This is a genomic window from Aequorivita lipolytica (assembly GCF_007997135.1).
Taxonomy (GTDB): domain Bacteria; phylum Bacteroidota; class Bacteroidia; order Flavobacteriales; family Flavobacteriaceae; genus Aequorivita; species Aequorivita lipolytica.
Map to the genome: position 1 here is coordinate 197,901 of NZ_VORU01000004.1, position 24,141 is coordinate 222,041.

The window sequence follows — 24,141 nt, forward strand, 5'->3', positions numbered from 1 at the left end:
TCGCCACGAATGCACGTATATTTTTATATAATTATTCGTGGTAAATAAAATGATATTTTGATGCGTATTTTAAAAGATCTCGGAAAAGCTTTTTTTGTTGGAATGCTCGTTTTTATAATACTTGGAGTAATTCAGTATATAAATGGATATGAGTTTGCCAACGGTCGTGAAATTCTTGTAATGTTTCTTTACAATCAATTATACGCTATAGTCCTTTATATGGTAAATGCCCAATATTTTGGGTTTTTGCTAAAAACATTTCCGAACCAGGTTTTTAAGCCGAAGAATCTTTTAAAAGGACTTTTCGGTGGAATTCTGGTCACACTTTTAGGTTTGTTTTTTATTCGTGTTTTCACCGAAGTAGTAATTGAAGGAAGAGGTTTTTCAGAATTTATTTCTTCCGAAAAGATGCAGCATTACTACATATCATTCATAATATCTGTAGTAGTTACCACCATTTTTTACACTGCTTATTATTACCGAAACAAACAGCAGACTATTGTAAAGGAACAAAAGATAATAGCCGGTACGGCTTCTGCGAAGTTTGACGCACTCAAAAACCAGTTAGATCCGCATTTTCTTTTTAATAGCTTGAACGTTCTTACCAGTTTAATTGAAGAAAATCCCGAGGCCGCAACCCGTTTTACAACAACGCTTTCAAAAGTATATCGTTACGTTTTAGAACAGAAAAACAAAGATTTGGTAACACTAGAGGAAGAATTGAATTTCGCCGAGCTCTATATGTCGCTTTTGGCAGTTCGTTTTGAGGATAGCATTGTGTTTACTTCGCCTTCAAAATTACAGAACCCAAAGGCAAAGGTGGTTCCGTTGTCACTTCAGCTTTTGTTGGAAAATGCCGTGAAGCACAACCAGGTTATGTCTTCAAAAAAGCTTTACATAACTATTTCAGAAGAAAACGGTAATCTGGTAGTTACCAATAACAGTCAGCCAAAACAAGTTTTAAAAGAAAGCACGGGCGTTGGTTTGCGGAACATTCGGGATAGATACGCGCTCATAACAAAGCGACCTGTAATTATTAACGAGAATCGAAAGGAATTCAGCATAGCCATTCCTATTTTGGGAGAAAATATTCAAATTATGAATACATCAGATACTTTTATTTCAGAAAAAAAATATAAGCTCGCCAGAGAACGCGTTGAGAAACTTAAGGGATTTTACATTCACTTGACACTCTATGTTCTGTTTTTCCCAGTTTTTATTTACTTAAATTATATTTCGGAGGCAGGCTTTCCTTGGGCGTTGTTTCCTATAGTTGGTTGGGGCATTGGCCTAATGGGCCATGCTGCAGAAACTTTCAACTATAACCCTTTCTTTGGGAAGGATTGGGAGGAGCGCAAAATCCGGGATTTAATGGGGAAAGATGAGTAAATTACAGTTCATCTATAAAAATTTACAGTTGGGTGACAACCTTTATATTAGGAATTCAATCTTTGGTACTTTTATACTACAATTTAAAAACCACTAATATGGAAATGGAAAATGAAAAAAATAAATATTACAAAGCCAAGCAACGTGTAGCGGAAATAAAGAAATTCTACACAAGCCTTATGTTTTATGTGGTTTTTATTTGCGCACTTGCCGGGCTAAATTATTACGTGAACGAACTTCGCCATCCCTGGTTTTTATGGGCTGCATTTGGATGGGGAATTGGAATTTTCTTTCAGGCCGTAAAGGCATTCAATTGGACACCATTTATGGGCAAAAATTGGGAAGAGAGAAAAATGAAGCAGTTTATGGATGAAGAAAAAAAGAGAAATAACAATAATTGGAACTAAGATGGACTATTCTGAAAATATGCAATGGAGAAAGGCACAACAAAGAGTCGAAACGCTAAAAGTATTTTATAGGCATTTGCTGATTTACATTGTTGTAAACATCGCTATATTTATTGTGCGCGGGCAAGTGTTGGAGTTTTTTCTGAATAAATCGCCCGATAAAAATTTTATTGAATGGATTGATTGGAATGTTTTGATTGTTCCGGTTTTTTGGGGTATTGGTTTGTTATTTCACGCAGCGAAAGCATTTCAGTATAAATTTAAGTTTATAAAAAACTGGGAAGAGAGACAATTGAAAAAATTTATTAAAGAAGACTAAAAGCAACGCTAAAATGGAAAACAGAAAAAGTCTTGCCTATTTAAGAGCAAAGAAGAAAGTGGAAACACTAAAAGGGTTTTATAGCCATTTGGTTGTCTATATTCTAGTGAATGCCGCAATTATTTTAGTCACTGCCAATGTCTTTAATGATAAAGCAATCGATTTTGCAGATTGGGGTCACTATGGGACCGCGTTTTTCTGGGGCTTTGGCATAGTATCGCACGCAATTTATGTTTTTTATATTATGAACATTGAGAACAATATTTTTAAACGCTGGGAAGAGAAAAAAATAAAGCAATTCTTGGAAGAAGACAATTTGTAATATCTATTTTCAACCATCAACCATCAACCATCAACCATCAACCATCAACCATCAACCATCAACCATCAACCATCAACCATCAACCATCAACCATCAACCAAAAAATGAACGCATTAATAATTGAAGATGAAAAACCATCAGCTCGCTATTTGCAACGTATGCTAGAAAGGCAGGATGTAAACGTAAACCAAATGCTGCACAGCGTTAGCGAAGCTGTGGAATGGTTTAATAATAATGAGCACCCGGACTTGATTTTTCTAGACATTCAGTTGAGCGACGGACTTTCCTTTGAAATTTTTGATACTGTTGAGGTTAAAAGTGCAATTATTTTCACCACCGCTTTTGACGAGTATGCACTTCAGGCTTTTAAACTGAACAGTATTGATTATTTGTTAAAGCCTATTGATGAAGAAGAGCTACAAGCCGCTGTTACAAAATATAAATCCTTCAAACCAAGCACGGAAAACCTTCAATTTAATTTTGAGGATATTAAAAAACTGCTCGTAAATCCTGTGGAGCGCGAATACAAAAAACGGTTCACTACAAAAATAGGGCAGCATATAAAAATCATTTCAATAGAGGAGATTGAGTGTTTCTATTCTGAAAATAAGGGAACATACGCGCATACTGTGGACGGCCGCGATTATCTTTTGGAAACTACTTTAGAGCAACTTGAGCAGGAGCTTTCACCAGAAACATTTTTTAGGATCAGCCGTAAATTCTATGTAAATATTAATTCAATAAAAGATATAATTTCGTATACAAATTCACGCCTTCAGTTGAAACTTAATAGCTTTAAGGAACAAGAAGTTATTGTAGCCCGCGAACGGGTTAAGGGTTTTAAACTTTGGTTGGAATAAGTTCACTCCTTCTTTTTAGAAGTTTCTATTCTGTTTTCCTGAAATGACGAAGGTAAAAGTTTTGGGATAAACTTTACTAAAAGAGGCAAAAGAACCGTGCCGCCGGGCAGCAGGAAAATAGTGAGCGACGGAATGGTTTTGCAAACATTCAGCAATTGTTCCCTTACTTTTAATTTTTCCTCGATTGATAAATCCCGTATAGTAGATTGACCTAAAAGCACCACTAATTCACCACTTTCTTCCAGCTCGCGCGTTAAGCGGTCTTTGTTCCGAATAATTAGAAGCTTTACTGTCGAGGCAGATTGCTTGTAAAACTGCTTCACAGGGTGTGAATATTCAAAGAGCAGTATTTTTTCGGTATATTTTTTCGAAAAAGAATTGAGCGCCAAAAGGCTATTTTGTAATGCTTCTTCCGAAAAATTAAGTGTGACTAATAATTGCTGCAAAAAGAGGTGTTCCACCTCGTCCATTTTTAGATCTTCCCAAACTGTAAGACAGCACAAATCCAGCAGATAGTGTTTTTCTAAAGATTCTTCGCTGTCTTTCAAATAGTTTAAGCCTTCCAAAAATGTGGCTCCTCCGCCATCGGTTTCATCCATAATGTATTGTGAGGAAGATTCAAAAAGTTCAATTAAGAGCGTGTCGTATTTGGTTTTATAATTTTTCGATTTTAATGTATAGAAACAACTTGTAAGTGCAGCAGTTTCCAATTGTTTATAATAATTTTTTGCCGAAGAGGGATCAATAAGCCACTGTTTATAGCCTAAGACATCCAAATAGAGGAGCGAATATGTTAAAAGTGAAACTGTGTTTTTCTTCAACAATGTATTTGCCTCCTGCAATCTGGTGGAAAAAATATGCTCTAAAGTATTTGATGGGCTCTGTGAAAGTGAAAACTTTTTAAAAAAACCGGCCTTCTTTCTTTCTAGATGTTCATAAAAAGATAAAATACTATCTACTGCCTCTTTGTTGCTGGCAGTTTCATTTTTTTTAAAAAACTGAAATAACAGTGCGTGAAGAAGATTTATTTTGGATAATTCTTCTTTGGTGAGCTTTAAGCTCCCTAAGGATTTTTTGGGCAAAACCGAAACTGAAACTCCATATATAAAGCCCGTTAGTCTAAGGTTGGTATAAAAAGCGTGATCGTCATTATAAGGTACTACAAGCTCATTCTTATCGAAGAGATTTAAAAATTTTAAGATCCAATCTGGTGCGGAGGGATTCATCGAATATTTTATTGACTACTTTTGAGCGCTCAAAGTTAATTTTTTTCGCATTAACTAAAGATTAACGATTTGGAAAAACCATAAGCATACATTAAGCGTAAGTATAAGCGAACAAGTAAAAATAAATAATATAAACCAACAAAAAAGATGAAAAAATCAAAACTTTTTACAGTAATCGGTGGAATGGGCGTAGCCGTACTATCGATATTTTTAATTTCCGCGGATCATATTGATGCGCCGTCAGTGGCCGGAACCAATGCGGATATAACCGACTTTTATGCCTTTCAGGGTGAGAACAGCGGAAATTTAGTTTTTGCCGCAAATGTACAAGGTCTTTTGGTTCCCGGACAACCTACTGAACAAGCTAAATTTGACGAAACAATATTAATTGAAATCAATATTGATAATAATAATGATCTTAAAGAAGATTTGGTCATTCAAGCAATTAGACGTGGTGATTCTATGTATTTCTTTGGTCCAACTGCCCCAGCAACGCAAGGTCTGGAAAGCACTATTGCAACTTCAACAAGAAGAAGTGTGAAAATTTCTACAAAAGATGATTTGCAAATAGGTGAAAAAGATGGAATGAAGTTTTTCGCCGGACCGCGCGAAGATCCTTTTTTCTTTGATTTTAACAAGTATAATGAAGTACTTGCTGGTAACGCTACCAGTTTTGACAATCCGGGCGAAGATACCTTTGCAGGTTCTAACGTTTTGAGCGTTGTGATTGAGGTTCCTAAATCTATGCTTCCCGGTGGAGTAGTGGGTGTAAATCCATTTGCTCCCAATACGCCAATCTACAATGTTTGGGTAGAAACTAAGAGAAAACAATAAAAATTGCTAACTATAAAACTTAAAAAGATGAAAAAATTAAAATATATAACCTTTCTTGTTGCTATGTCAACATCATTATTATTCGTACAATGTAAAGATGACGACGATAATGTAATAATTCAAGAAACTTGTACTGACGGCATTATGAACGGGGAAGAAACAGGAGTAGATTGCGGTGGAACTGTTTGTGAGCCTTGCGGCCAAGCACTAGATTTCAGCGGAAATTATATTCAGGAAGACCAAATGGGCCGTCCGGGTATAAATACCGTTTTTGGAACCGAAGGTTTTAAGGATGCCTTTAACGTAACTGTTCCTTCTGCAATGCAAGCTGCTTTTCAGATGAAATTTCAAGATAAATTACTTGCATTAAATCCTGGATATACAACAAATGCACTTCCCGGTGGTGGATTAGATGCTGCTACATTCACAACAGTACTTTCCAACGATGTGCTATGGGTAGCAAAAACAGGTATCACAACTTACTTTAACGGTACCGAAATATTGACAGGTAGAACCTTAAGCGATGATGTAATAGATGTATCATTATTATTGATTTTTGGAGGACCAATGGGTGATGAAAATCCTGGTTTGACCAGTGATGGCGTGCCAGCAAATGATGCTACTTTTTCTAGTAGCTTTCCATACTTGGCAGGACCGTTTTAATAAACCTAATTTAATATCAGAAAAGAGAACCGTCTGTGTTCTCTTTTTTGGTTTAAACAAATTTCTAAAAACCGCTACTAACTCAAAAAACAATAATTTATGAAAAATATCATCACAATAGTTGCTGTATTGGCTCTTCTTGGATGTCAGGAGAAAACTGAGAAAATTACCGATAGCAAAGACTACAATCAATATTTAATCACTACCAATACTCCTTCAAAAGATGCTATTGAAAAAGATATGCAATTTTGGCAGGAACGTTTCAATAATGATTCTACGCATTTGATGGAAATGAGCCGCTTATCTGGAGTACATGCTTCGCTTTTTGGAAGTACTGGCGATATTTCAGAATTGAAAACTTCTGAAACGTTTATAAAAAAATCACACGACATTGCAGCTAGAAATAAAGATAGCTATTTGCGCAGTCTGGCGCATAATTATATTTCACAACATCGCTTTAAGGAAGCTCAGGTTTTGCTGGACAGCGCATACGCTTATCCAGACAACCGCAAAGAAACCGAAATGATGCTTTTTGATGTTGCGATGGAATTGGGTGAATACAATCGGGCCGACGCACTTTTAGGAAAAATAAAAGATACCAAAGATTTCAATTATTTAATCCGCTTGGCAAAGTGGAGCGATCACAATGGCAACCTAGATGCTGCTATTAAATATTTGGAGCGGGCCAAGCAAATTGCCGAGGAGCGTGACAATAGGAGTCTGAAGTTATGGATTTACAGCAACATCGGTGATTTTTACGGGCACGCTGGCCGTCTTAAGGATTCCTATAACAGTTATTTAAAAACCTTGGAAATAGAGCCAGACAACCATTATGCGAAAAAGCAGATCGCTTGGATGGTTTATTCCTTTGAAAAAAATACAGAGGAGGCAAACCGAATTTTGGACTCGGTAATGGTAAACCACAAAGCGCCAGATTATCATCTCCTTAAAGCTGAAATGGCTGAATACAATGGTAATTCTTCGGAAGCAAAAAAACAGAATGATATGTTTCTAAAAGCCACTGAAAATATAAGTTATGGTGGAATGTACAATACGTATTTAATTAGCCTATATGCTGAAACCAAACCTGAAGAAGCATTGAAGCTAGCTTCAAAAGAAATAACCAATCGCGCCACTCCAGAAACCTATCAATTACTGGCCTATGCCCAGTTAAAAGCAGGCGATAAAGAAACTGCTCTAAAGACGATTGAGGATTATGTAGTTGGTAAAACCTCAGAACCGAAAGCACTTTTTCACTCAGCTTTAATCTATAAAGCAAACGGAATGGAAGATAAGGTAGCTGCCTTGAAAGAAGAATTGATGGGCGCTAGCTACGAATTAGGCCTGGTAAAAGCAAAAGAAATTGAAAAATTATAGTTTTTAGAAAACCAAGTTTAGGTTTTCTACGTAAATATAGATGAGGTTGGTTATCTATCAAGAGATTGGTAGATTTTACAAAGCCGGTTAATCCCGGTTTTTCAGAGTTTTTTTGTTAGTTAAGGCGTCCGTCATTTTTGACGGGCGCTTTTTGTATTATATAGGACAACCCCCAATGTTCTAGTTTTTGGAGCATTCAGCTATATTGCGAAGTAACTTCTACTGATAAAAAAAACCTGTACAATCAAGTACAGGTTTTTTGTTCACTATAATTTTTTGTTTTAAATGGTTATCATTCCTAAAGTATATAGTTGCGATAGTGTTGGTGCCTCGCTTCCACCTTCAGGCTCCAGAGTGATCCCGAAAGCCTCTGGATCTGGAAAGTTCACGAACTTGTATATACCTTCACCCATTTCGTTTTCAGCAGAAATTAAACCTACGCTAGTGGGTGTGAGTGGATCCATTTTTAAAGACCATACTTGGTATACTTTGCCACGCGGTGGTGCGGGGAGTCCTTTTGTGTCTATATAAGCTACGTTGTCCTTTTTATTGAGATATACTTTTGCGAAAGCTTCAGGAGCTACAGCTTGGTTACCAGGTAGGGTATAAGCTTGGTAATCTTTTGACCTTAAAACTTCAAGTACTTCGGTATTTTCAGCTAACTGGCTTTCAACTTTTACTTTTTCTTCGCGCAGTACAGTATTTTCAGTAGTGGTTACTTGAATAGATTCATTTAAATCGTTAGTCTGTTTCAACATCCACATAATACCACCCATAAAGAGAATAGCTGCGGCCCAACCAATTATTGCTGGCAAGTTGAGCGATCGCACCTTAGTATCTTCACTAGTATTTATATTTCTGATGGCATTTAAAATTGCCGTCCAGCTCATTGCTTGAACTGGTGGGGCAACCGTTTCAGCTAAGTGCAGTAACGATTCTTCAATAAGCTCTACTTCGCGCCTCACTTCTGGAAACGTTTGGATGGCTTCTTGTACTTCTAATGCTTCATCTTCGGGCAATGCGCCACAGACGTACATTTCTAATTTTCCTGATGCTATTAGTTCTTCGGGGTTCATAATTTTTTATCCTAAGACCATTACCCGTAATTCATTTATACAGGTACGGCTTCTTGTTTTTATTGTTCCTAATGGTATTTCCAATGTTTTTGATGCTTCTGCCTGTGTGTAACCCTTAAAATATAGAAGGTCTATTATTTTAATACAAGCAGGTTTGAGCGCGTCAACAAACTTTTTTATGCCAATGGCATTGGTCTTTCTGTTTAAACTATCTGAGGATGATAATATATCTACGAAGTTTGTGGTACTTAGGTTTTTTCTGGAGTTTTTAAAAGCTTTAGATCGTGTTTCATCAATGGCAGCGTTGCGGGCAATGTTTAAAAGCCACGTAAAGAATCTACCTTTATTTACAGAATAGGAACTTGCATTGTTCCAAACTTTTATAAAAACATCCTGTAAGAGTTCTTCTGCGGTTTTTTCATCTAAAACGATACTATAAATTATACCATAAATAGCTTCGCTATACATTGTATATAAGCGGGAGAAAGCTTTTTCGTTCCCGTTCTGCATCTCTATAATGAGATCATTGGGTTGTTCCATAGAGCTGTTAGTTTTTTGGAAGTAAATGTAAGGAAATTATTAGTTTAGTTGTGAAACGAAAATATTGAGATAGGATTAATATTTATTTAAGCTCTGTAAGTATGTTAAATTTTGATTCAAATTTAAGAAAAAGTTGTGAAAATATTATTTTTTGATAGCTTTACAAAAACTTAACCGACTTAAAACTATTATTAATCTAAATAAATCAAACAAATGAAAAAAGTTACCCGGAGTTTATTCCTGGCCCTGTTATGTGTTTTTTCCAGCACATTGTTTGCGCAAAACTTTTCAGAAGGAATCAACCAGCAGTTGAGTCATTTTGTAGAGCAAAATGAATTATTACCACAAGATGTGCAATGGCAAGTTACGAGTGAAACCGTTAGTACAATTAGCGGAGTTCATCACGTTTATTACAGACAATTATTAAATGATATTGAAATCTACGGAACTGAATCAAGCATTCACTTCTTGAACAATGGGAATGTAATTTCCAAAGACAGTAAATTCATAAAAAATACTGTTCAAAAGTTAAAAGGTTCAAGTTCACCAGCGCTTACGGCAGCACAAGCTGTTCAGGCGGCGGCAGCACAATTGGGCTATTCTGTAAATGGGTCACTATCAATCATAGAGGGTGCCCGTGGAGTTGACAGAAAAACATTATTGGGTAACGGTGGAATCTCACTAAGCCCCATTCCTGCGCGATTGATTTACGCTATTACTGAAAGTAATGATTTGGTTCTAACTTGGGACATTTCAATACAGGAAAAAAGTCAGCAAGATTGGTGGAGCTTAAGAGTTGATGCAACTTCAGGAGAAATTGTAAACAAAGTAAACTGGATGGTAAGTTGTGCTATGCATCACGACCATAGTAATGATGTGAAAGAGTTGAACTTCAACTCTAATTTATATGACATCCCAAATTACAACGCACTTGTTGAAGAAGCTGGTGGTTGTGTAGAATGCTATGAGGTATTTGCATTGCCGCTTGAAAGTCCATACTATGGCGCTCGTACAATTGTAATCGACCCCGCAGATGCCACGGCCTCTCCCTTTGGATGGCACGATACTAACGGCGCTGCTGGCGCAGAGTTTACAGTTACTCGTGGTAACAACGCAAACGCTTATGAGGATGGAAATAACCCAGGTTATCAACCAGATGCCGGTTCTAACTTAGATTTTGTTGGTTATCCTTTCAGTCAAATTTATACAAACGGAAATCAATACGAAGACGCCGCGATTACAAACCTTTTTTATATGAATAACGTTTTTCATGATATCATGTATCAATATGGTTTTGATGAAGCGGGCGGTAATTTTCAAGAAAATAACTACGGAAACGGTGGTGCTGGTAGTGATTCTGTAGATGCTGAGGCACAAGATGGTTCAGGAACTTGCAATGCAAACTTTGGAACTCCACCAGATGGTGGTAATCCAAGAATGCAAATGTACATCTGTAACGACAAAGATGGCGATTTTGATAACTTAGTGATAATACATGAATATGGTCACGGTATTTCAAACCGCCTTACTGGTGGCCCTGCACAAGCAGGATGCTTGGGGAATCAAGAACAGATGGGTGAAGGATGGAGTGACTTTTACGGGGTTTTGCTAACTATTGAGCCAGGTGATTTGGGAACAGACCCTAGAGCGGTTGGAACTTATCTTTTTGGTCAAGGCCAAGGTGGTGGAGGTATTCGTGATTATCCATATAGTACAGATATGGGTGTGAATCCACAAACTTATGATTTCATAAAAACAGCTGCTGTGCCCCACGGTGTAGGTTCTGTTTGGTCACAAATGCTTTGGGAAGTGACTTGGTCTCTAATAGACGCACACGGTTTTGATGCTGATGTTTATAGTTTCACAGGAGATGTAAACCAAGATGCTGGAAATATCCAAGCATTGGCACTGGTTACCGAAGGAATGAAACTTCAGCCTTGTAGCCCAGGATTTGTTGATGGTAGAGATGCAATTTTAGCTGCTGATCAAGCTATTTACGGTGGTGCAAATGAGTGCTTGATTTGGGATGCATTTGCAAAAAGAGGGTTAGGCTTTAGTGCTAGTCAAGGATCTTCAAACAGTAGAGGTGACGGAACACAAGCATTCGACACTCCTTCGCAAACAGCTACTTTATCTGTTTTGGAAGAAGTATGTGCTTCTTCTGAAGTTCTTACAGATTTAAGTGGTGGAACTCCAAGCGGAGGTACCTACAGTGGGCCTGGTGTTACCGATAATGGTAATGGATCTACATTTACATTCGATCCCGCCGCAGCTGGTATAGGTGTTCACACAGTTACTTATGATGTGCCATCTGGACCTTGTTCTATAGCTTCAACTGCATCAGATACTATTGAAGTATTAGCAGTTCCTAATGGACCAACTACTACAGGAGTATTAGATTTCTGTGTTGGTGGACCAGTAACTGTAACAGCTACTCTAAACGATCCTAGCAACATAATAAGATGGTTTGACGCTCCAACAGGAGGTAATTTCCTTTTTGAAGGAACTTCATATACGTTTACACCCACTGGAACGATTGATGTTTATGCACAGGAAAGTGCTCCTGGGCCATTATCACAACTGGTTGTTTCAGAAATAAATTTAGAAACACCCGATAGATTAGAAATTCAGAATGTGGGAGTAGCTACAGATTATACTGGCTATAAAGTTGCGGTAAGTGATACTCCTTATGCGAATATAAATACGGTTAACTCAATAGTTAAAACATTGGGCAATATGACCGCAAACTCCGTTATGGATTGGAATGATGATGGTGGTTCTGGATTTTGGGGAAATAACTTGTTCTGGGATAATGCCGGATCAGGATGGATTTTAATAATCGACCCAACTGGAAACGTAGTTGACTCTGTATTTTGGAATTATACGGCTTCAGAAATAGCTGGATTCAATGTTACTATAAGTGGTTTCAATATTACAGCTTCAGATCTTGATTGGACAGGAATCGGCGCTTCATTAACAAATGAATGTAGTTCAGGTTCTTTCAGGAGAGTTGGAGATACCGACGCTGCTGCAGATTGGTCTGGAACATGCGAAACTGCAGATTTTGGCACACCAAATAGCGATATTAACTTGGGTACTCCTGGCTGTGCCGGTGAGCGTACGTTGACGGAAGTTATCGCAGAAACTGAAGACCCTGTAATTACTTGTCCAGCTAATGTTTTTGTTCAAGTGCCATTAGGACAGCAATACACATTGCCAGACTATACAGGCGATGCATCAGCAACTGATAACTGTCCAGATCCTGCAATTACTCAAAATCCGGCTGTAGGAACCATGGTAGGCCCTGGTGTTACAACTATGACTATGACTGCAACTGACGGTGCAGGCAATGACGACACCTGTACGTTTACTGTAACTGTTGAAGAGGTTTTAGGTATTGGCGATAATGAATTTTACAACAACATTTTATTATATCCAAACCCAACAACTGGAATGCTTACGTTGTTAAATAAAACTACAGTGCAGCTTAATAGTGCTGTTGTAACAGATGTAAAAGGTAGAGTTATTAAAACAATTGACTTAACAGGAGCAGGAATTGAAACCAATTTCTCATTGGAAAGTCTTGCAACAGGAATGTATTTTGTAAAAATTAATGCAGAAGACACAAGTATTGTAAAACGCATTGTGAAGCAATAAATCTTGAAACTTAAATTTTGAAAGACCCGCGTCAATTTATTTGGCGCGGGTTTTTTCATAGCATCCTTTTCAATAACTTTGACAGATGAAAAAAATTTTATTCTTTGCGGGAAGCAACAGCAGCAAATCTATTAACCACAAACTTGTGAGCTTTGCAGCTTCTCAAATTGCTGGCCACACTGTTGAGGTTATTAAATTAACAGATTACCAACTTCCAATGTATGGGGAAGATATTGAAAAAGAAAAAAGCTACTCCGTTGATTTAAGAATGCTTAATAATAAAATAAAAGAAGCTGATGCACTAGTTATTTCCGTAAACGAGCACAATGGAATGGTTTCAGCATATTTCAAAAACACCATTGATTGGTTATCCAGGTTAGACCGTAATTTTCTCGAAGGAAAAAAAGTATTATTGATGAGCACTTCAAACGGAAAACGTGGCGCTGCCTCTGCTTTGGAATATACTAAAAGCGTTCTTCCCAGATTCGGTGCTACCATAGTTGAAAGTTTCAGTTTCCCTTCTTATTCAGAGAACTTTTCCGAAGAAACCAATTCAATCTCAAATGAGGTTCTGCTTATGGGATTCACAGATGTTATTCAAAACTTTGTGCACCAACTTGAACAATAATGCGCACCGTAAAGAAATATTCTTTTTCTTTAAATGAAGATGCTAAAACACGTTTGCTTCTTTGGGCACAACAGTTTGAAGAAGTGGTATGGCTGGATAGCAACAATTATGCTCAAAAGCACGAAACCTATCAGGCAATACTCGCGGTACAAGCTTTTACGGCTCTAAAAACCGATGCCCACAACGCCTTTGATAAATTGAAGGAATACCAAACCACTACAGCCGATTGGATTTTTGGGTATCTTTCCTACGATCTTAAAAACGATGTAGAACAGCAACAATCCAAAAATTTAGATGGTTTAGGTTTTCCCGATCTCTACTTTTTTCAACCTCAAAAATTGTTTCTATTTTCTGAAGATTTTGTTGAAGTTCAATATTTAAATATGGTGGCGGATGAAATGGATACCGATTTGCAATCGATTTCTGAAATGTTTCAGCAAGAACAGGAAACTTCAAAAGCTGTAAACATAAGCCTCCGCACTTCAAAAAACAGCTACATTCAAAAGGTAAATGAAGTACTTGAACACGTTAAGCGTGGTGATATCTACGAAGTAAACATCTGTCAAGAATTTTACTCCGAAACTGCACTGATTAATCCTTTGGAAGTCTTTCTTCAGCTTAACAAAATTTCAAAACCTCCTTTTTCAGTTTTCCTAAAATTAAATGATCTTTTTGCACTTTCAGCTTCGCCGGAGCGCTATCTCAAAAAAAATGGAAAGACTCTAATTTCCCAACCTATAAAAGGAACTGCAAAACGTTCGGAAAATAAAGGTGAAGATCTTAAAATGGCACAGCGATTGGCCAAAGACCCGAAAGAGCGTAGCGAAAATATAATGATTACAGATTTAGTTCGTAACGACCTTTCCCGTATTGCAGAAAAAGGAAGCGTTGCGGTGGAAGAACTTTGCGCAATTTATACTTTTGAACAGGTGCATCAAATGATTTCCACGGTTACTTGTACCGTTCCTGATTCTATTTCGAGTGTTGAGATTTTGAGAAATACGTTTCCAATGGGTAGCATGACAGGGGCTCCAAAAATCTCGGCAATGCAAATCATTGAAGAAACAGAAGATGCCAAACGTGGACTTTACAGTGGTACTATAGGTTATTTTTCTCCTTCAGGAGATTTTGATTTCAATGTGGTTATCAGAAGTATTCTTTATAATTCTTCTAAAAAATATTTAAGTTTTTCTGTAGGCAGCGCTATTACCATAAATTCTATTCCTGAAAAAGAATACGAGGAGTGTTTGTTAAAAGCAAAGGCTATGCGGCAGGTATTAAATGTTACGTTATAAGTTTCTAGATTTATAAATCTATTTTATTAGCCATTGAACTTATAAACATAATTTATTAGTCTTTAGGCTTATAAATGTATTTTATTAGCTTTTAAGCTAATAAATTTATATATTTGAATAAAATTATAATCAATGAATTATTCTGTTATTTCTGGAGATATTGTTTCGTCAACAAGTTTAAACGTTGAAGACAGCAAATTTGTTGAAGAAAGCTTAAAAACCTTACTTCAAGATTTAAAGAGAGAATTCAATGTTTATGGCCGCATTATAAAAGGAGATTATTTGGAATGTGTTGTTCCCAACCCTAGTGAGGGTCTGCAAGTGGCATTGGCCATTAAAAGTTTTGTGAAGGCAATTCCTATAGACATCAAGAAATATACAAAAGATGATAATCGGCTAAAACAATTCAGAATCCACGGAATAAGACTCGCAATTGGCTATGGCGAACTAAGCCGTTACAATCCCGAAGAAGGTGTAATAGACGGTGAAGCTATTTATTTTGCAGGTCGTGAAATTAGTGGTGAAACTACTTACAACAAAGAAAGGATCGTAATTAAGAATACGCTCTTTTTTGCTTCTAAAAACGAGGATTTAAATAAAAATATCCAACCTTTACTTGCGCTGCTAGATGTTTTATTGAGTAAAGCAACCTCAAGACAGTGCGAAGTTTTATATTTAAAATTGATGAATAATCAAGAGGAAGAAATAGCCAAGCAGCTAGGCATTGGTCAATCTGCCGTCAACCAGCATTCCACAAGTGTAGGCTGGAACGCCATTGATGAAGCCGTAAACTATTTTAAAACGATGATTTCAAAGTAGAAACTATGGGATTAAAGGAATTAGTACTGCTCCAATTTATTGCACATTTATGTTTGGATTACTTTTTTCAAACAGATAAACTGGCAAAGCAGAAAAATACAATCGGTTTTAAAAGTTCTTTTTTATATTGGCACGGATTGGCGTGTTTTGCTTTAGCGTGGTTGTTTTCTTTGCAACTAAGTTTCGCCTTTGCAGCAGCAATAATTGCAATAACTCACTTTTTAATAGACGGTTTTAAGCGTTATCTAAATAATAGCAAGAATTTTGGTCGATACGCTTTTTTTATAGATCAAGCTGCGCACTTGGCCATTCTAACATTGGTAGTTATTTTATATGAAAGATGGAACGGTATAAATCTATCAGTGGACGTATCTATAAATTTCAAATACTTACTTATAGTAACAGGATATTTAGTGTGCTTAAAACCTGCAAATATCTTTATAAGAGAAGTTTTTAAAGTTACCGAAATACAAGTAAGTAGCGATAATGAAATGCCCAATGCTGGAAAGGTTATCGGCGTTTTGGAACGCATTTTAACACTCACATTAATTATAGTTTTGCAATATTCAGCCGTAGGTTTTTTGATTGCCGCAAAATCAATATTGCGCTACGGGAACAACGAAACCTTAAAAACAGAATATGTGCTTATTGGCACAATGCTCAGTTTCGGAATTGCCGTAATTGCTGGAATAATTATTAACTTCTTCTAAATTAAAATGAAGTTACAAGCTCTCTTCGAAAAAAATATAAAAATAAATTTCCCTTTCTTAATTGGGGAAAAACTACTCATTGCTTGCAGCGGGGGTCTGGACAGCGTTGTTTTAACTCATTTAATGAAGCAATTGGAATGCGAGATTGCTTTGGCGCACTGCAATTTTTCGCTCCGCGGAAAAGAAAGCGATGGCGATGAAATGTTTGTAATCGGTTTGGCAAAAAGCTTAGAAATCCCTGTTTTTGCTGAAACTTTTGATACCAAAAAATTTGCCGAAGAACATAAAATTTCAACGCAAATGGCGGCACGCGACTTGCGCTACAATTGGTTTGCTGAAATTTTAAAGGATTTTAAATACGACTATTTATTGACCGCCCATCACTTGGATGACGATTTGGAAACCTTTTTCATAAACCTTACCCGAGGTACAGGATTGAACGGACTTACAGGAATTCCGAAGGAAAACAACAAAATAATCAGACCGCTTTTAAAATTTTCAAGACAGGAAATTTTGCAATATGCTGAAACAAATAATTTTAAATGGCGCGAAGACAGCAGCAACCAAAAGACAGATTATCTTCGGAATAAACTGCGGTTAGAAGTATTGCCGAAATTTAAGGAAACCAACGAATCTATTCTTAAAAACTTTCAAAAAACCCAGCAAAACCTACAAGCTTCACAAAATCTCATTGATGATTATATGGGATTGGTTTTCAAGCTTGTTATTTCCGGAGGTTCTAATTCTTATAAAATCAACATACAAAAACTCAAAGAATTACCCAACACAGATGCCTTGCTCTATGAATTATTGCACGGTTTCGGCTTTACGGAATGGGACGATGTTTCAAATTTGCTAGATGCACAAACTGGTAAAATGGTTTTTTCAAAAACACATCAACTTTTAAAGAATCGAGATGAATTAATTTTGACAGAAATTTCAGATGAGAATATTTCCGAAGAATTTTTAGTTCCAAAAACGGGAATAACTTCACCAATTAATTTGAAAATAGAAACTTCAAAATACATTGGCGAAACCGAAAAAAATTTAATTTACATTGCTTCGGAAAAATTAAAATTTCCTTTAAAACTGAGAAAGTGGAGGAGTGGCGATAGTTTTCAACCTTTCGGGATGAAAGGAAAAAAGAAGCTGAGTAAATTCTTTAAAGACGAAAAAATTCCTTTAACCGAAAAAGAAAAAATCTGGCTACTATTAATTGACGATCAAGTAGTTTGGGTAATCGGTCACCGAATGGACGACCGTTTCAAAGTAACCGAAAATACATCTGAAATACTAAAAATATCATATTTAAAAAATAATTAAAACTAAAAAATGAGAGCATTAAGGATATTAGCAATTATATTATTTATAAGTTTCGTTTCATTTGCGCAAGATGAAAACTTTGTAAAAGAAAATTATAATAAAACCGAAACCACAATCACGATGCGTGATGGCGTGAAACTTTTTACCGTAATCTATTCGCCAAAAGATACTTCAAAAAAGTATCCAATACTTTTTCAAAGAACTCCCTACAGTTGTGCACCTTATGGCGAAGATCAATTTCGTTCCAAAATTTCGCCCAATGAATTTTTAATGAAGGAAGGTAATATTGTAGTTTACCAAGATGTGCGTGGTCGCTGGATGAGTGAGGGCGTTTATGATAATATGCGCGCTTACATCCCGAATAAAACGGGAACCCAATTTGACGAAGCCAGCGATACTTATGATAGTATTGATTGGATGATAAAAAACATTGCCAACAATAACGGAAATGTAGGAACTTGGGGCATTAGCTACCCAGGTTTTTATGCAACATATTCATTATTAGATTCGCATCCGGCATTAAAGGCTGTTTCACCACAAGCGGCAATTGGCGATTTCTTTTTTGATGATTTTCATCACAATGGTGCTTATTTATTGAGTTATTGGCGCATAACACCATTATTTGGTCACGAAAAAACAGAACCTACAGATAAACCGTGGTTTAATTTTCCTGAGTTGGGAACTAAAGACCAATATCAATTTTTCTTAGACGCTGGACCGTTGAGCAATCTTGATACATATTATAAGGAAGATAACGTATTTTGGCAACAATTAAAAGACCATCCAAATTATGATGAATTCTGGCAATCGCGCGGAATTATTCAGCATTTAAAAGATATAAAACCTGCCGTAATGTTTGTAGGTGGCCTTTTTGATGCCGAAGATCTTTATGGGCCTTTCAACGCATATCAAGCAGTAGAAAAGAACAGTACAAATTACAATACTATTGTTTTCGGCCCTTGGAGCCACGGCGATTGGGCACGCCCAACTAAAAGGCAGGCTATTGGAAATATATATTTTGGTGATAATATTTCAATCGATTATCAACGTGATGTTGAAACGAAATTTTTCAACCGTTTCTTAAAAGAAAATGGAAATGAAGATACCACTTTGCCAGAAGCGTATATGTTTGAAACTGGAACCAATCAATGGAAATCTTATACGCAATGGCCACCACAAAACACCGAAAAGAAGGCGTTTTTTCTTCAAAGTAACCAGCGTTTGAATGACAAAGAAGAAAAAAGCAGTTCGTTTGAAGAATTCGTAAGCGACCCTAAAAAGCCAGTGCCTTATTCCGAAGATATAAAAATGGTTTTCACACCTAGAAAATATATGACGGACGATCAACGTTTCGCCGCGCGCCGTCCAGATGTATTGGTTTTTGAAACTCCAGTTTTGACTGAAGATATTACAATGACGGGATCAATTCTTGCAAAACTAATGGTCTCAACCACTGGAACAGATGCAGATTGGATTGTAAAAGTGATTGATGTTTTTCCTCCCGATGCCGAAGATTATCCAGAAACACAGGAATACTTAAAGATGAGTAATTATTTTATGATGGTAAGAAGTGAAGTAATGCGCGGACGTTTCAGAAATAGTTTTAGTAATCCCGAGCCTTTTATTCCGAACGAAAAAACAGCGGTTAATATAACCCTTCAAGATGTAAACCATACTTTTAAAAAAGGACACAAAATTCAAATTCAAGTGCAAAGTACTTGGTTTCCTTTAATAGATTTAAACCCACAAACCTTTATTCCAAATATATTTAAAGCCAAAGAGGAAGATTTCAAAAAGCAAACGCACAAAGTTTATAATGATTCCTCAATAGAATTTACAGTACTAAAAAACTGAAATAGCTATAAAAAAAGAATCCCGACCAATGGTCGGGATTCCTTAACAAACCTAACTTAGTAAACTTTAAAGTGCACTAAGAATATTTTCTATCCCCACAAAAAATATTGCTTTGTGCATTATCCACTAATTCTATGATTCAAATATAAGGCAGGGAATCAATTTATACTATACGTACTTACACGTATATTTTAGTGATTAAAATCATTTTGAATTGAAAACAATAATAGTAACTTTCCAATTATGAAAATACCAAAGAAAATCGCCATTCTAACAAGTGGGGGAGATGCCCCAGGAATGAACGCCGCAATAAGAGCCGTTGTTCGGGCTTGTACGTATTATAACTTGGAATCTGTTGGGATTTATCGTGGTTTTGAAGGTTTAATTGAGGGTGATTTTAAGGAACTTGACGCGCGTTCGGTAAAAAATATAATCAACCGTGGCGGTACATTTCTGAAATCTTCCCGTTCCGAGGAATTCAGGACAGAGGAAGGAAGAAAAAAAGCTTTCAACAATCTGCAAAATGAAAACATAGATGCCTTAGTGGTTATTGGCGGTGATGGTACTTTTGCAGGAGCTTCTGTTTTTATAAAAGAATTTAATTTTCCAATTGTTGGTCTTCCCGGTACAATAGATAATGATATTAACGGAACAGATTATACCATTGGGTATGACACTGCATTAAATACTGTAGTTGAAGCGATTGATAAAATTCGTGATACTGCAAATTCACACAACCGTCTTTTTTTGGTTGAAGTAATGGGTCGCGACGCGGGAGATATTGCGTTGAACGCAGGTATTGGCGCTGGAGCAGAGGAAATTTTGATCCCCGAACAGAATATGGGGCGTGAACGCTTGCTGGAATCTTTAAGCCGAAGTAAAAAATCTGGAAAAACTTCAAGTATAGTAGTTGTTTCCGAAGGAGATCAAATAGGAAAAAATATCTTTGGACTGGCTAAATATATAGAAGAAAATTTAAAGGAATATGAAGTAAAAGTTACAGTACTCGGGCACATTCAGCGCGGCGGCTCGCCAAGTTGTTACGATCGCGTGCTTGCAAGCCGTTTGGGCGTTGGCGCAGTAGATGCACTTTTGCGTGGGGAAACAAATGTTATGATTGGAATTATTCACAACAAAGTTACCTCAGTTCCATTTTCAGAGGCGATAAAAGGTAACAATGAAATTGACGAAGATTTAATTCGCGTGGCAGATATCATTTCGATTTAAGGGATGCTTGATGACAGAGGGCGGATGGCCGTTGAAAAATAAAAGTTTAAGCAATAACATCATTGAATTAGTTATAACTGCGATGCAAACGATTAACATTTAACAAATAACGATTAACAGAAAAGGAATGATAAAAATAGGAATTAACGGTTTTGGCCGAATAGGGCGTTTAGCCTTCAGAATAGCTTCACTTAGAAAAGATATTGAAATTGTCGCAGTAAACGATTTGTTAGATGTGGACCATCTTGCTTACTTATTGAAATATGATTCTGTTCACGGAAAATATCCCGGAAAAGTGGAAGTGAAAAACGGAAATTTAATGGTTGATGGAACTAAAATTCGAGTTACTTCAGAAAAAAATCCCGAAAATTTAAAGTGGGATGAAGTTGGCGCAACCATTATTATAGATTGCACCGGAATTTTTAAAGACATTGATTCAGCTTCGGCACATTTAAAAGCTGGAGCTAAAAAAGTTGTGCTTTCCGCACCTTCAAAAACGGCTCCAATGTTTGTGATGGGTGTAAACCACAAAGATGTAAAAGCGACCGATACAATTATTTCAAACGCTTCGTGCACCACAAATTGTCTAGCGCCAATGGCAAAAATAATAAATGACGAATACGGAATTGTTGAAGCTTTAATGACCACAATACATTCTGTCACGGCCACACAATCCACTGTAGACCAGCCTTCAAAGAAAAATTATCGCTTGGGAAGAAGTGCATTGAGCAACATAATTCCAACAACCACAGGCGCAGCCGTTGCGGTAACGAAAGTAATTCCAGAGTTAAAAGGAAAAATCACAGGAATGGCTTTTCGGGTGCCAACTACAGATGTTTCGGTAGTAGATTTAACGGTTCGCATTAAAAAACCAGCTACTTATGAAGAAATTAAAGCACTTTTCAAAAGAGCTTCTGAAAACGAATATCACGGAATCGTAAACTATACCGAAGATGAAGTTGTTTCACAAGATTTCGTTTCAGACCCGCACATTTGTACCTTTGATGCCAACGCTGGCATTGCACTTAATGATAATTTCTTTAAGTTAGTGGCTTGGTACGATAACGAATACGGCTATTCCGCAAAACTTGTAGATCTCGCCGCTCACGTTGCAACTTTATAAATTATGACCCTAATAACCGACGGCGGTTCTACAAAATGCGATTGGGTATTGCTGGATAATAGCGGCAATGTGGTTTTTAAAACCGCTACTTCCGGGTTAAATCCTACAGTAGTCCCGAAAGAGGAATTGTTGCTTCGCATTACTTCAAACGAAGAATTAAAAAATGTTTTTGAAAAGATTGAAGTCCTCGATTTTTATGGCGCCGGCTGTGGCACGATTACGCCACGAAGTATTTTAAAAGAAGTTTTGGAAGAACTGTTTCCACAGGCAAAAGTTAGCGTTTCAGAAGATTTGTCGGCCGCTGTTTTTTCAGTAACCGCTGAAGCTGGAATAGTTTGTATTCTGGGAACGGGTAGCAACAGTTGCTATTTTGATGGCACTGAGATTCACGCTCCAATCCCCGCTCTAGGTTATATTTTGATGGATGAGGCTAGTGGAAATTACTTCGGAAAAAGATTGATTCGCGATTATTTTTACAACCAAATGCCAGCAGAAATTGCTGCGGAATTTAAGAGTCGTTTTAATTTGGAAGCAGACGAGATAAAAATGAATCTCTACAAAAAACCCAATCCCAACGCATATTTGGCGTCATTTGCGCAATTCATATTTACACAGCAAGAAATAAACCCATACTTTTACGCGCTGATTAAAGAAGGCATTTCAAATTTTATTGAATGTCGCATTCTTTGTTACGAAAAAGCCCGCGAAGTTCCAGTCCATTTTATTGGAAGCATCGCGCATTTTTCGGAAAAAATTATAAAAGAATGTTTTGCAGAACATAATCTTGAACTTGGCAATATCGTCCAAAGACCAATTGATGGACTAATTGATTATTATAAAAACAGCATTCAAAAATCATAAATCTAAAATCATCAATCGGAAATTAAAAATGTCTTTACCTAAAATAAATCCTACAAAAACTGAAGCTTGGAAAGCGCTTGAAAAGCATTTTCAGGAAATAGAAGAGCGTGAATTGCAAGATTTTTTTTCGGAAGATGGGGATCGTGCTGAACGCCTTAAGATTGAATGGCAAGATTTTTATTTAGATTATTCGAAGAACAGAATAACTGATGAAACCATTTCACTTTTACTGAAACTTGCTGAAGAAGTAAAGCTGAAAGAAGCTATAAACCAGCAATTTTCGGGAGATAAAATAAATGAGACCGAAGACAGAGCTGTACTTCACACCGCGCTGCGTGATTTCGATACTATGAAAGCTGAAGTGAAAGCTACACTTCAAAAAATGAAGTCTTTTTCCGAAGAAATAATCAACGGAAATCATAAAGGTTTTACCGGAAAGGCGATTACAGACATTGTAAATATAGGCATTGGCGGAAGTCATTTAGGGCCGGAAATGGTTACGGAAGCACTTCAGTTTTATAAAAATCATTTAAAAATACATTTTGTAGCGAATATTGATGGCGATGCGGTTACGGAAATCCTAAATAAACTGAATCCGGAAACAACACTTTTCATTATTGTGTCAAAAAGTTTCACAACGCAGGAAACCATTGCAAACGCTGTAGTAATAAAAGATTGGTTTTTAAAATATGCTTTAAGAACTGATATAAAAAATCATTTTGTAGCTGTTTCCGTAAACGAGGGTGGTGCAAAAGATTTTGGCATTTCTGAAGAAAATATTTTCCCAATGCAAAATTGGGTTGGCGGCAGGTTTTCGCTTTGGAGCTCCGTTGGCCTTTCCATTTGCTGTGCTGTAGGTTTCAATAATTTTGAAGCTATGCTGAAAGGCGCATTTGAGATGGATAATCATTTCAAAAAAGAAAATTTTGGAAATAATATTCCAGTTGTACTTGCTTTAATTTCAATTTGGTACAACAATTTTTTTAAAGCGGAAAGTGAAGCGGTTGTTGCATATTCGCAATATTTGAACAAATTGGTTCCGTACCTCCAACAAGCTGTGATGGAAAGCAACGGAAAAAGTGTTGATAGAAGCGGAGAAAAAATAGCGTACCAAACCGGGACAATAGTTTGGGGAAATGTGGGAAGCAATTCGCAGCATGCCTATTTTCAACTTTTACATCAAGGCACGAAGTTGATTCCAACAGATTTTATTGGTTTTAGTGAGTCTTTGCACGGGAATGTTGAGAACCATAATATTTTAATCGCAAATTTTTTCGCGCAAACTGAAGCTTTGTGGGAAGGAACACACAACAAAAGCGTAGAGAATGCTTTTAAATTATTCGAGGGTTATAAACCTACCAATACGCTTTTAATTAAAAAATTAACTCCAAAAAATTTAGGCAGCCTTATCGCTTTATACGAACACAAACTTTTTGTTCAAGGAATTATTTGGAATATTTTCAGTTACGATCAATGGGGCGTAGAACTGGGAAAAACTGTTGCAAAAGGCACGCTAAATGCCATTGAAAATAATGATATTTCGAATTTGAAAAATGATTCAACCAAAAATTTGATCAAGCAGGTTTCTCTTTTCCAAAAATAAATAAATGAACACCATTCACTTTTTCAAT

Annotated in this window: 22 protein-coding genes; 19 read left to right on the top strand and 3 right to left on the bottom strand. The window is 36.7% G+C overall.

The features are described 5' to 3' along the window. Positions 1-60 precede the first annotated feature (60 nt). The 5 genes from ESV24_RS07135 (at position 61) to ESV24_RS07155 (ending at position 3,297) form a co-directional block, all read left to right on the top strand. Positions 61-1,389 carry a 2TM domain-containing protein gene (locus tag ESV24_RS07135; protein ID WP_317046798.1) on the top strand — a complete coding sequence of 443 codons (1,329 nt, stop codon included), beginning with the start codon at positions 61-63 and terminating at the stop codon, positions 1,387-1,389. 32 nt (positions 1,390-1,421) lie between these two features. Beyond that, the gene (locus ESV24_RS07140; protein WP_317046799.1) at positions 1,422-1,796 is read left to right on the top strand and encodes a 2TM domain-containing protein; all 375 of its coding nucleotides are present in this window, start codon (positions 1,422-1,424) and stop codon (positions 1,794-1,796) included. Beyond that, complete coding sequence (locus ESV24_RS07145; protein WP_111815698.1) at positions 1,759-2,115, top strand: 2TM domain-containing protein; 357 nt, start codon at positions 1,759-1,761, stop codon at positions 2,113-2,115. Before ESV24_RS07140 ends, ESV24_RS07145 begins: the two co-directional genes overlap by 38 nt. A 13-nt stretch (positions 2,116-2,128) precedes the next feature. Then, positions 2,129-2,437: a 2TM domain-containing protein gene (locus ESV24_RS07150; protein WP_111815699.1), complete on the top strand. Its 309-nt coding sequence runs from the start codon at positions 2,129-2,131 to the stop codon at positions 2,435-2,437. 104 nt (positions 2,438-2,541) lie between these two features. Beyond that, positions 2,542-3,297, top strand: coding sequence for a LytR/AlgR family response regulator transcription factor (locus ESV24_RS07155; protein ID WP_111815700.1), 756 nt, complete (start codon positions 2,542-2,544; stop codon positions 3,295-3,297). A gap of 2 nt (positions 3,298-3,299) precedes the next feature. On the opposite strand, the gene ESV24_RS07160 is transcribed toward ESV24_RS07155, so the two are convergent. Continuing rightward, positions 3,300-4,523 (bottom strand): LETM1-related biofilm-associated protein, encoded by a 1,224-nt coding sequence (locus ESV24_RS07160; RefSeq protein ID WP_111815701.1) that lies wholly within the window; start codon positions 4,521-4,523, stop codon positions 3,300-3,302. A gap of 147 nt (positions 4,524-4,670) precedes the next feature. Here ESV24_RS07160 and ESV24_RS07165 point away from each other — a divergent pair, with 147 nt between their 5' ends. From ESV24_RS07165 to ESV24_RS07175, 3 genes are all read left to right on the top strand, one after another. Beyond that, positions 4,671-5,357 carry a DUF4331 family protein gene (locus ESV24_RS07165; protein ID WP_111815702.1) on the top strand — a complete coding sequence of 229 codons (687 nt, stop codon included), beginning with the start codon at positions 4,671-4,673 and terminating at the stop codon, positions 5,355-5,357. Positions 5,358-5,384: 27 nt separating this feature from the next. Continuing rightward, a complete protein-coding gene (locus tag ESV24_RS07170) occupies positions 5,385-6,020 on the top strand; it encodes a DUF4331 family protein (protein ID WP_235004006.1) in 636 nt (211 codons plus the stop codon). Positions 6,021-6,119: 99 nt separating this feature from the next. Beyond that, positions 6,120-7,397, top strand: coding sequence for a tetratricopeptide repeat protein (locus ESV24_RS07175; protein ID WP_111815703.1), 1,278 nt, complete (start codon positions 6,120-6,122; stop codon positions 7,395-7,397). A 281-nt stretch (positions 7,398-7,678) separates the two neighbouring features. Here ESV24_RS07175 and ESV24_RS07180 read toward each other — a convergent pair whose 3' ends face one another. Together ESV24_RS07180 and ESV24_RS07185 are read right to left on the bottom strand one after the other, a co-directional pair. After that, positions 7,679-8,473 carry an anti-sigma factor gene (locus ESV24_RS07180; RefSeq protein ID WP_111815704.1) on the bottom strand — a complete coding sequence of 265 codons (795 nt, stop codon included), beginning with the start codon at positions 8,471-8,473 and terminating at the stop codon, positions 7,679-7,681. 6 nt (positions 8,474-8,479) lie between these two features. Then, positions 8,480-9,013, bottom strand: coding sequence for an RNA polymerase sigma factor (locus ESV24_RS07185; RefSeq protein ID WP_111815705.1), 534 nt, complete (start codon positions 9,011-9,013; stop codon positions 8,480-8,482). 213 nt (positions 9,014-9,226) lie between these two features. On the opposite strand from ESV24_RS07185, the gene ESV24_RS07190 reads away from it, so the two are divergent. The 11 genes from ESV24_RS07190 to pgi all read left to right on the top strand — a co-directional run bounded on the left by ESV24_RS07190 (position 9,227) and on the right by pgi (position 24,113). Next, complete coding sequence (locus tag ESV24_RS07190) at positions 9,227-12,670, top strand: M36 family metallopeptidase (RefSeq protein ID WP_111815706.1); 3,444 nt, start codon at positions 9,227-9,229, stop codon at positions 12,668-12,670. A gap of 85 nt (positions 12,671-12,755) precedes the next feature. Next, positions 12,756-13,298, top strand: a complete 543-nt coding sequence (locus tag ESV24_RS07195; RefSeq protein WP_111815707.1) for an NADPH-dependent FMN reductase — start codon at positions 12,756-12,758, stop codon at positions 13,296-13,298. Then, on the top strand, positions 13,298-14,593 hold the full coding sequence (gene pabB / locus ESV24_RS07200; protein WP_200829522.1) for an aminodeoxychorismate synthase component I: 1,296 nt from the start codon (positions 13,298-13,300) through the stop codon (positions 14,591-14,593). The genes ESV24_RS07195 and pabB overlap by 1 nt, the downstream gene beginning before the upstream one ends. 132 nt (positions 14,594-14,725) lie before the next feature. Continuing rightward, positions 14,726-15,412 (top strand): fumarate hydratase, encoded by a 687-nt coding sequence (locus ESV24_RS07205; RefSeq protein ID WP_111815709.1) that lies wholly within the window; start codon positions 14,726-14,728, stop codon positions 15,410-15,412. A gap of 5 nt (positions 15,413-15,417) precedes the next feature. Then, entirely contained in the window at positions 15,418-16,122 is a 705-nt protein-coding gene (locus ESV24_RS07210; RefSeq protein ID WP_111815710.1) for a DUF3307 domain-containing protein, read from the top strand. A gap of 6 nt (positions 16,123-16,128) precedes the next feature. Then, the gene (gene tilS, locus ESV24_RS07215; protein WP_111815711.1) at positions 16,129-17,445 is read left to right on the top strand and encodes a tRNA lysidine(34) synthetase TilS; all 1,317 of its coding nucleotides are present in this window, start codon (positions 16,129-16,131) and stop codon (positions 17,443-17,445) included. Between the two features lie 9 nt (positions 17,446-17,454). Then, complete coding sequence (locus ESV24_RS07220; RefSeq protein ID WP_111815712.1) at positions 17,455-19,299, top strand: CocE/NonD family hydrolase; 1,845 nt, start codon at positions 17,455-17,457, stop codon at positions 19,297-19,299. A gap of 243 nt (positions 19,300-19,542) precedes the next feature. Then, the gene (pfkA, locus tag ESV24_RS07225; RefSeq protein ID WP_111815713.1) at positions 19,543-20,526 is read left to right on the top strand and encodes a 6-phosphofructokinase; all 984 of its coding nucleotides are present in this window, start codon (positions 19,543-19,545) and stop codon (positions 20,524-20,526) included. Positions 20,527-20,653: 127 nt separating this feature from the next. Then, a complete protein-coding gene (gene gap / locus ESV24_RS07230) occupies positions 20,654-21,649 on the top strand; it encodes a type I glyceraldehyde-3-phosphate dehydrogenase (RefSeq protein WP_111815714.1) in 996 nt (331 codons plus the stop codon). A 3-nt stretch (positions 21,650-21,652) separates the two neighbouring features. Next, the gene (locus tag ESV24_RS07235) at positions 21,653-22,510 is read left to right on the top strand and encodes an N-acetylglucosamine kinase (protein WP_111815715.1); all 858 of its coding nucleotides are present in this window, start codon (positions 21,653-21,655) and stop codon (positions 22,508-22,510) included. A 28-nt stretch (positions 22,511-22,538) separates the two neighbouring features. Further along, complete coding sequence (pgi, locus tag ESV24_RS07240; RefSeq protein ID WP_111815818.1) at positions 22,539-24,113, top strand: glucose-6-phosphate isomerase; 1,575 nt, start codon at positions 22,539-22,541, stop codon at positions 24,111-24,113. The last annotated feature ends 28 nt before the right edge of the window (positions 24,114-24,141 follow it).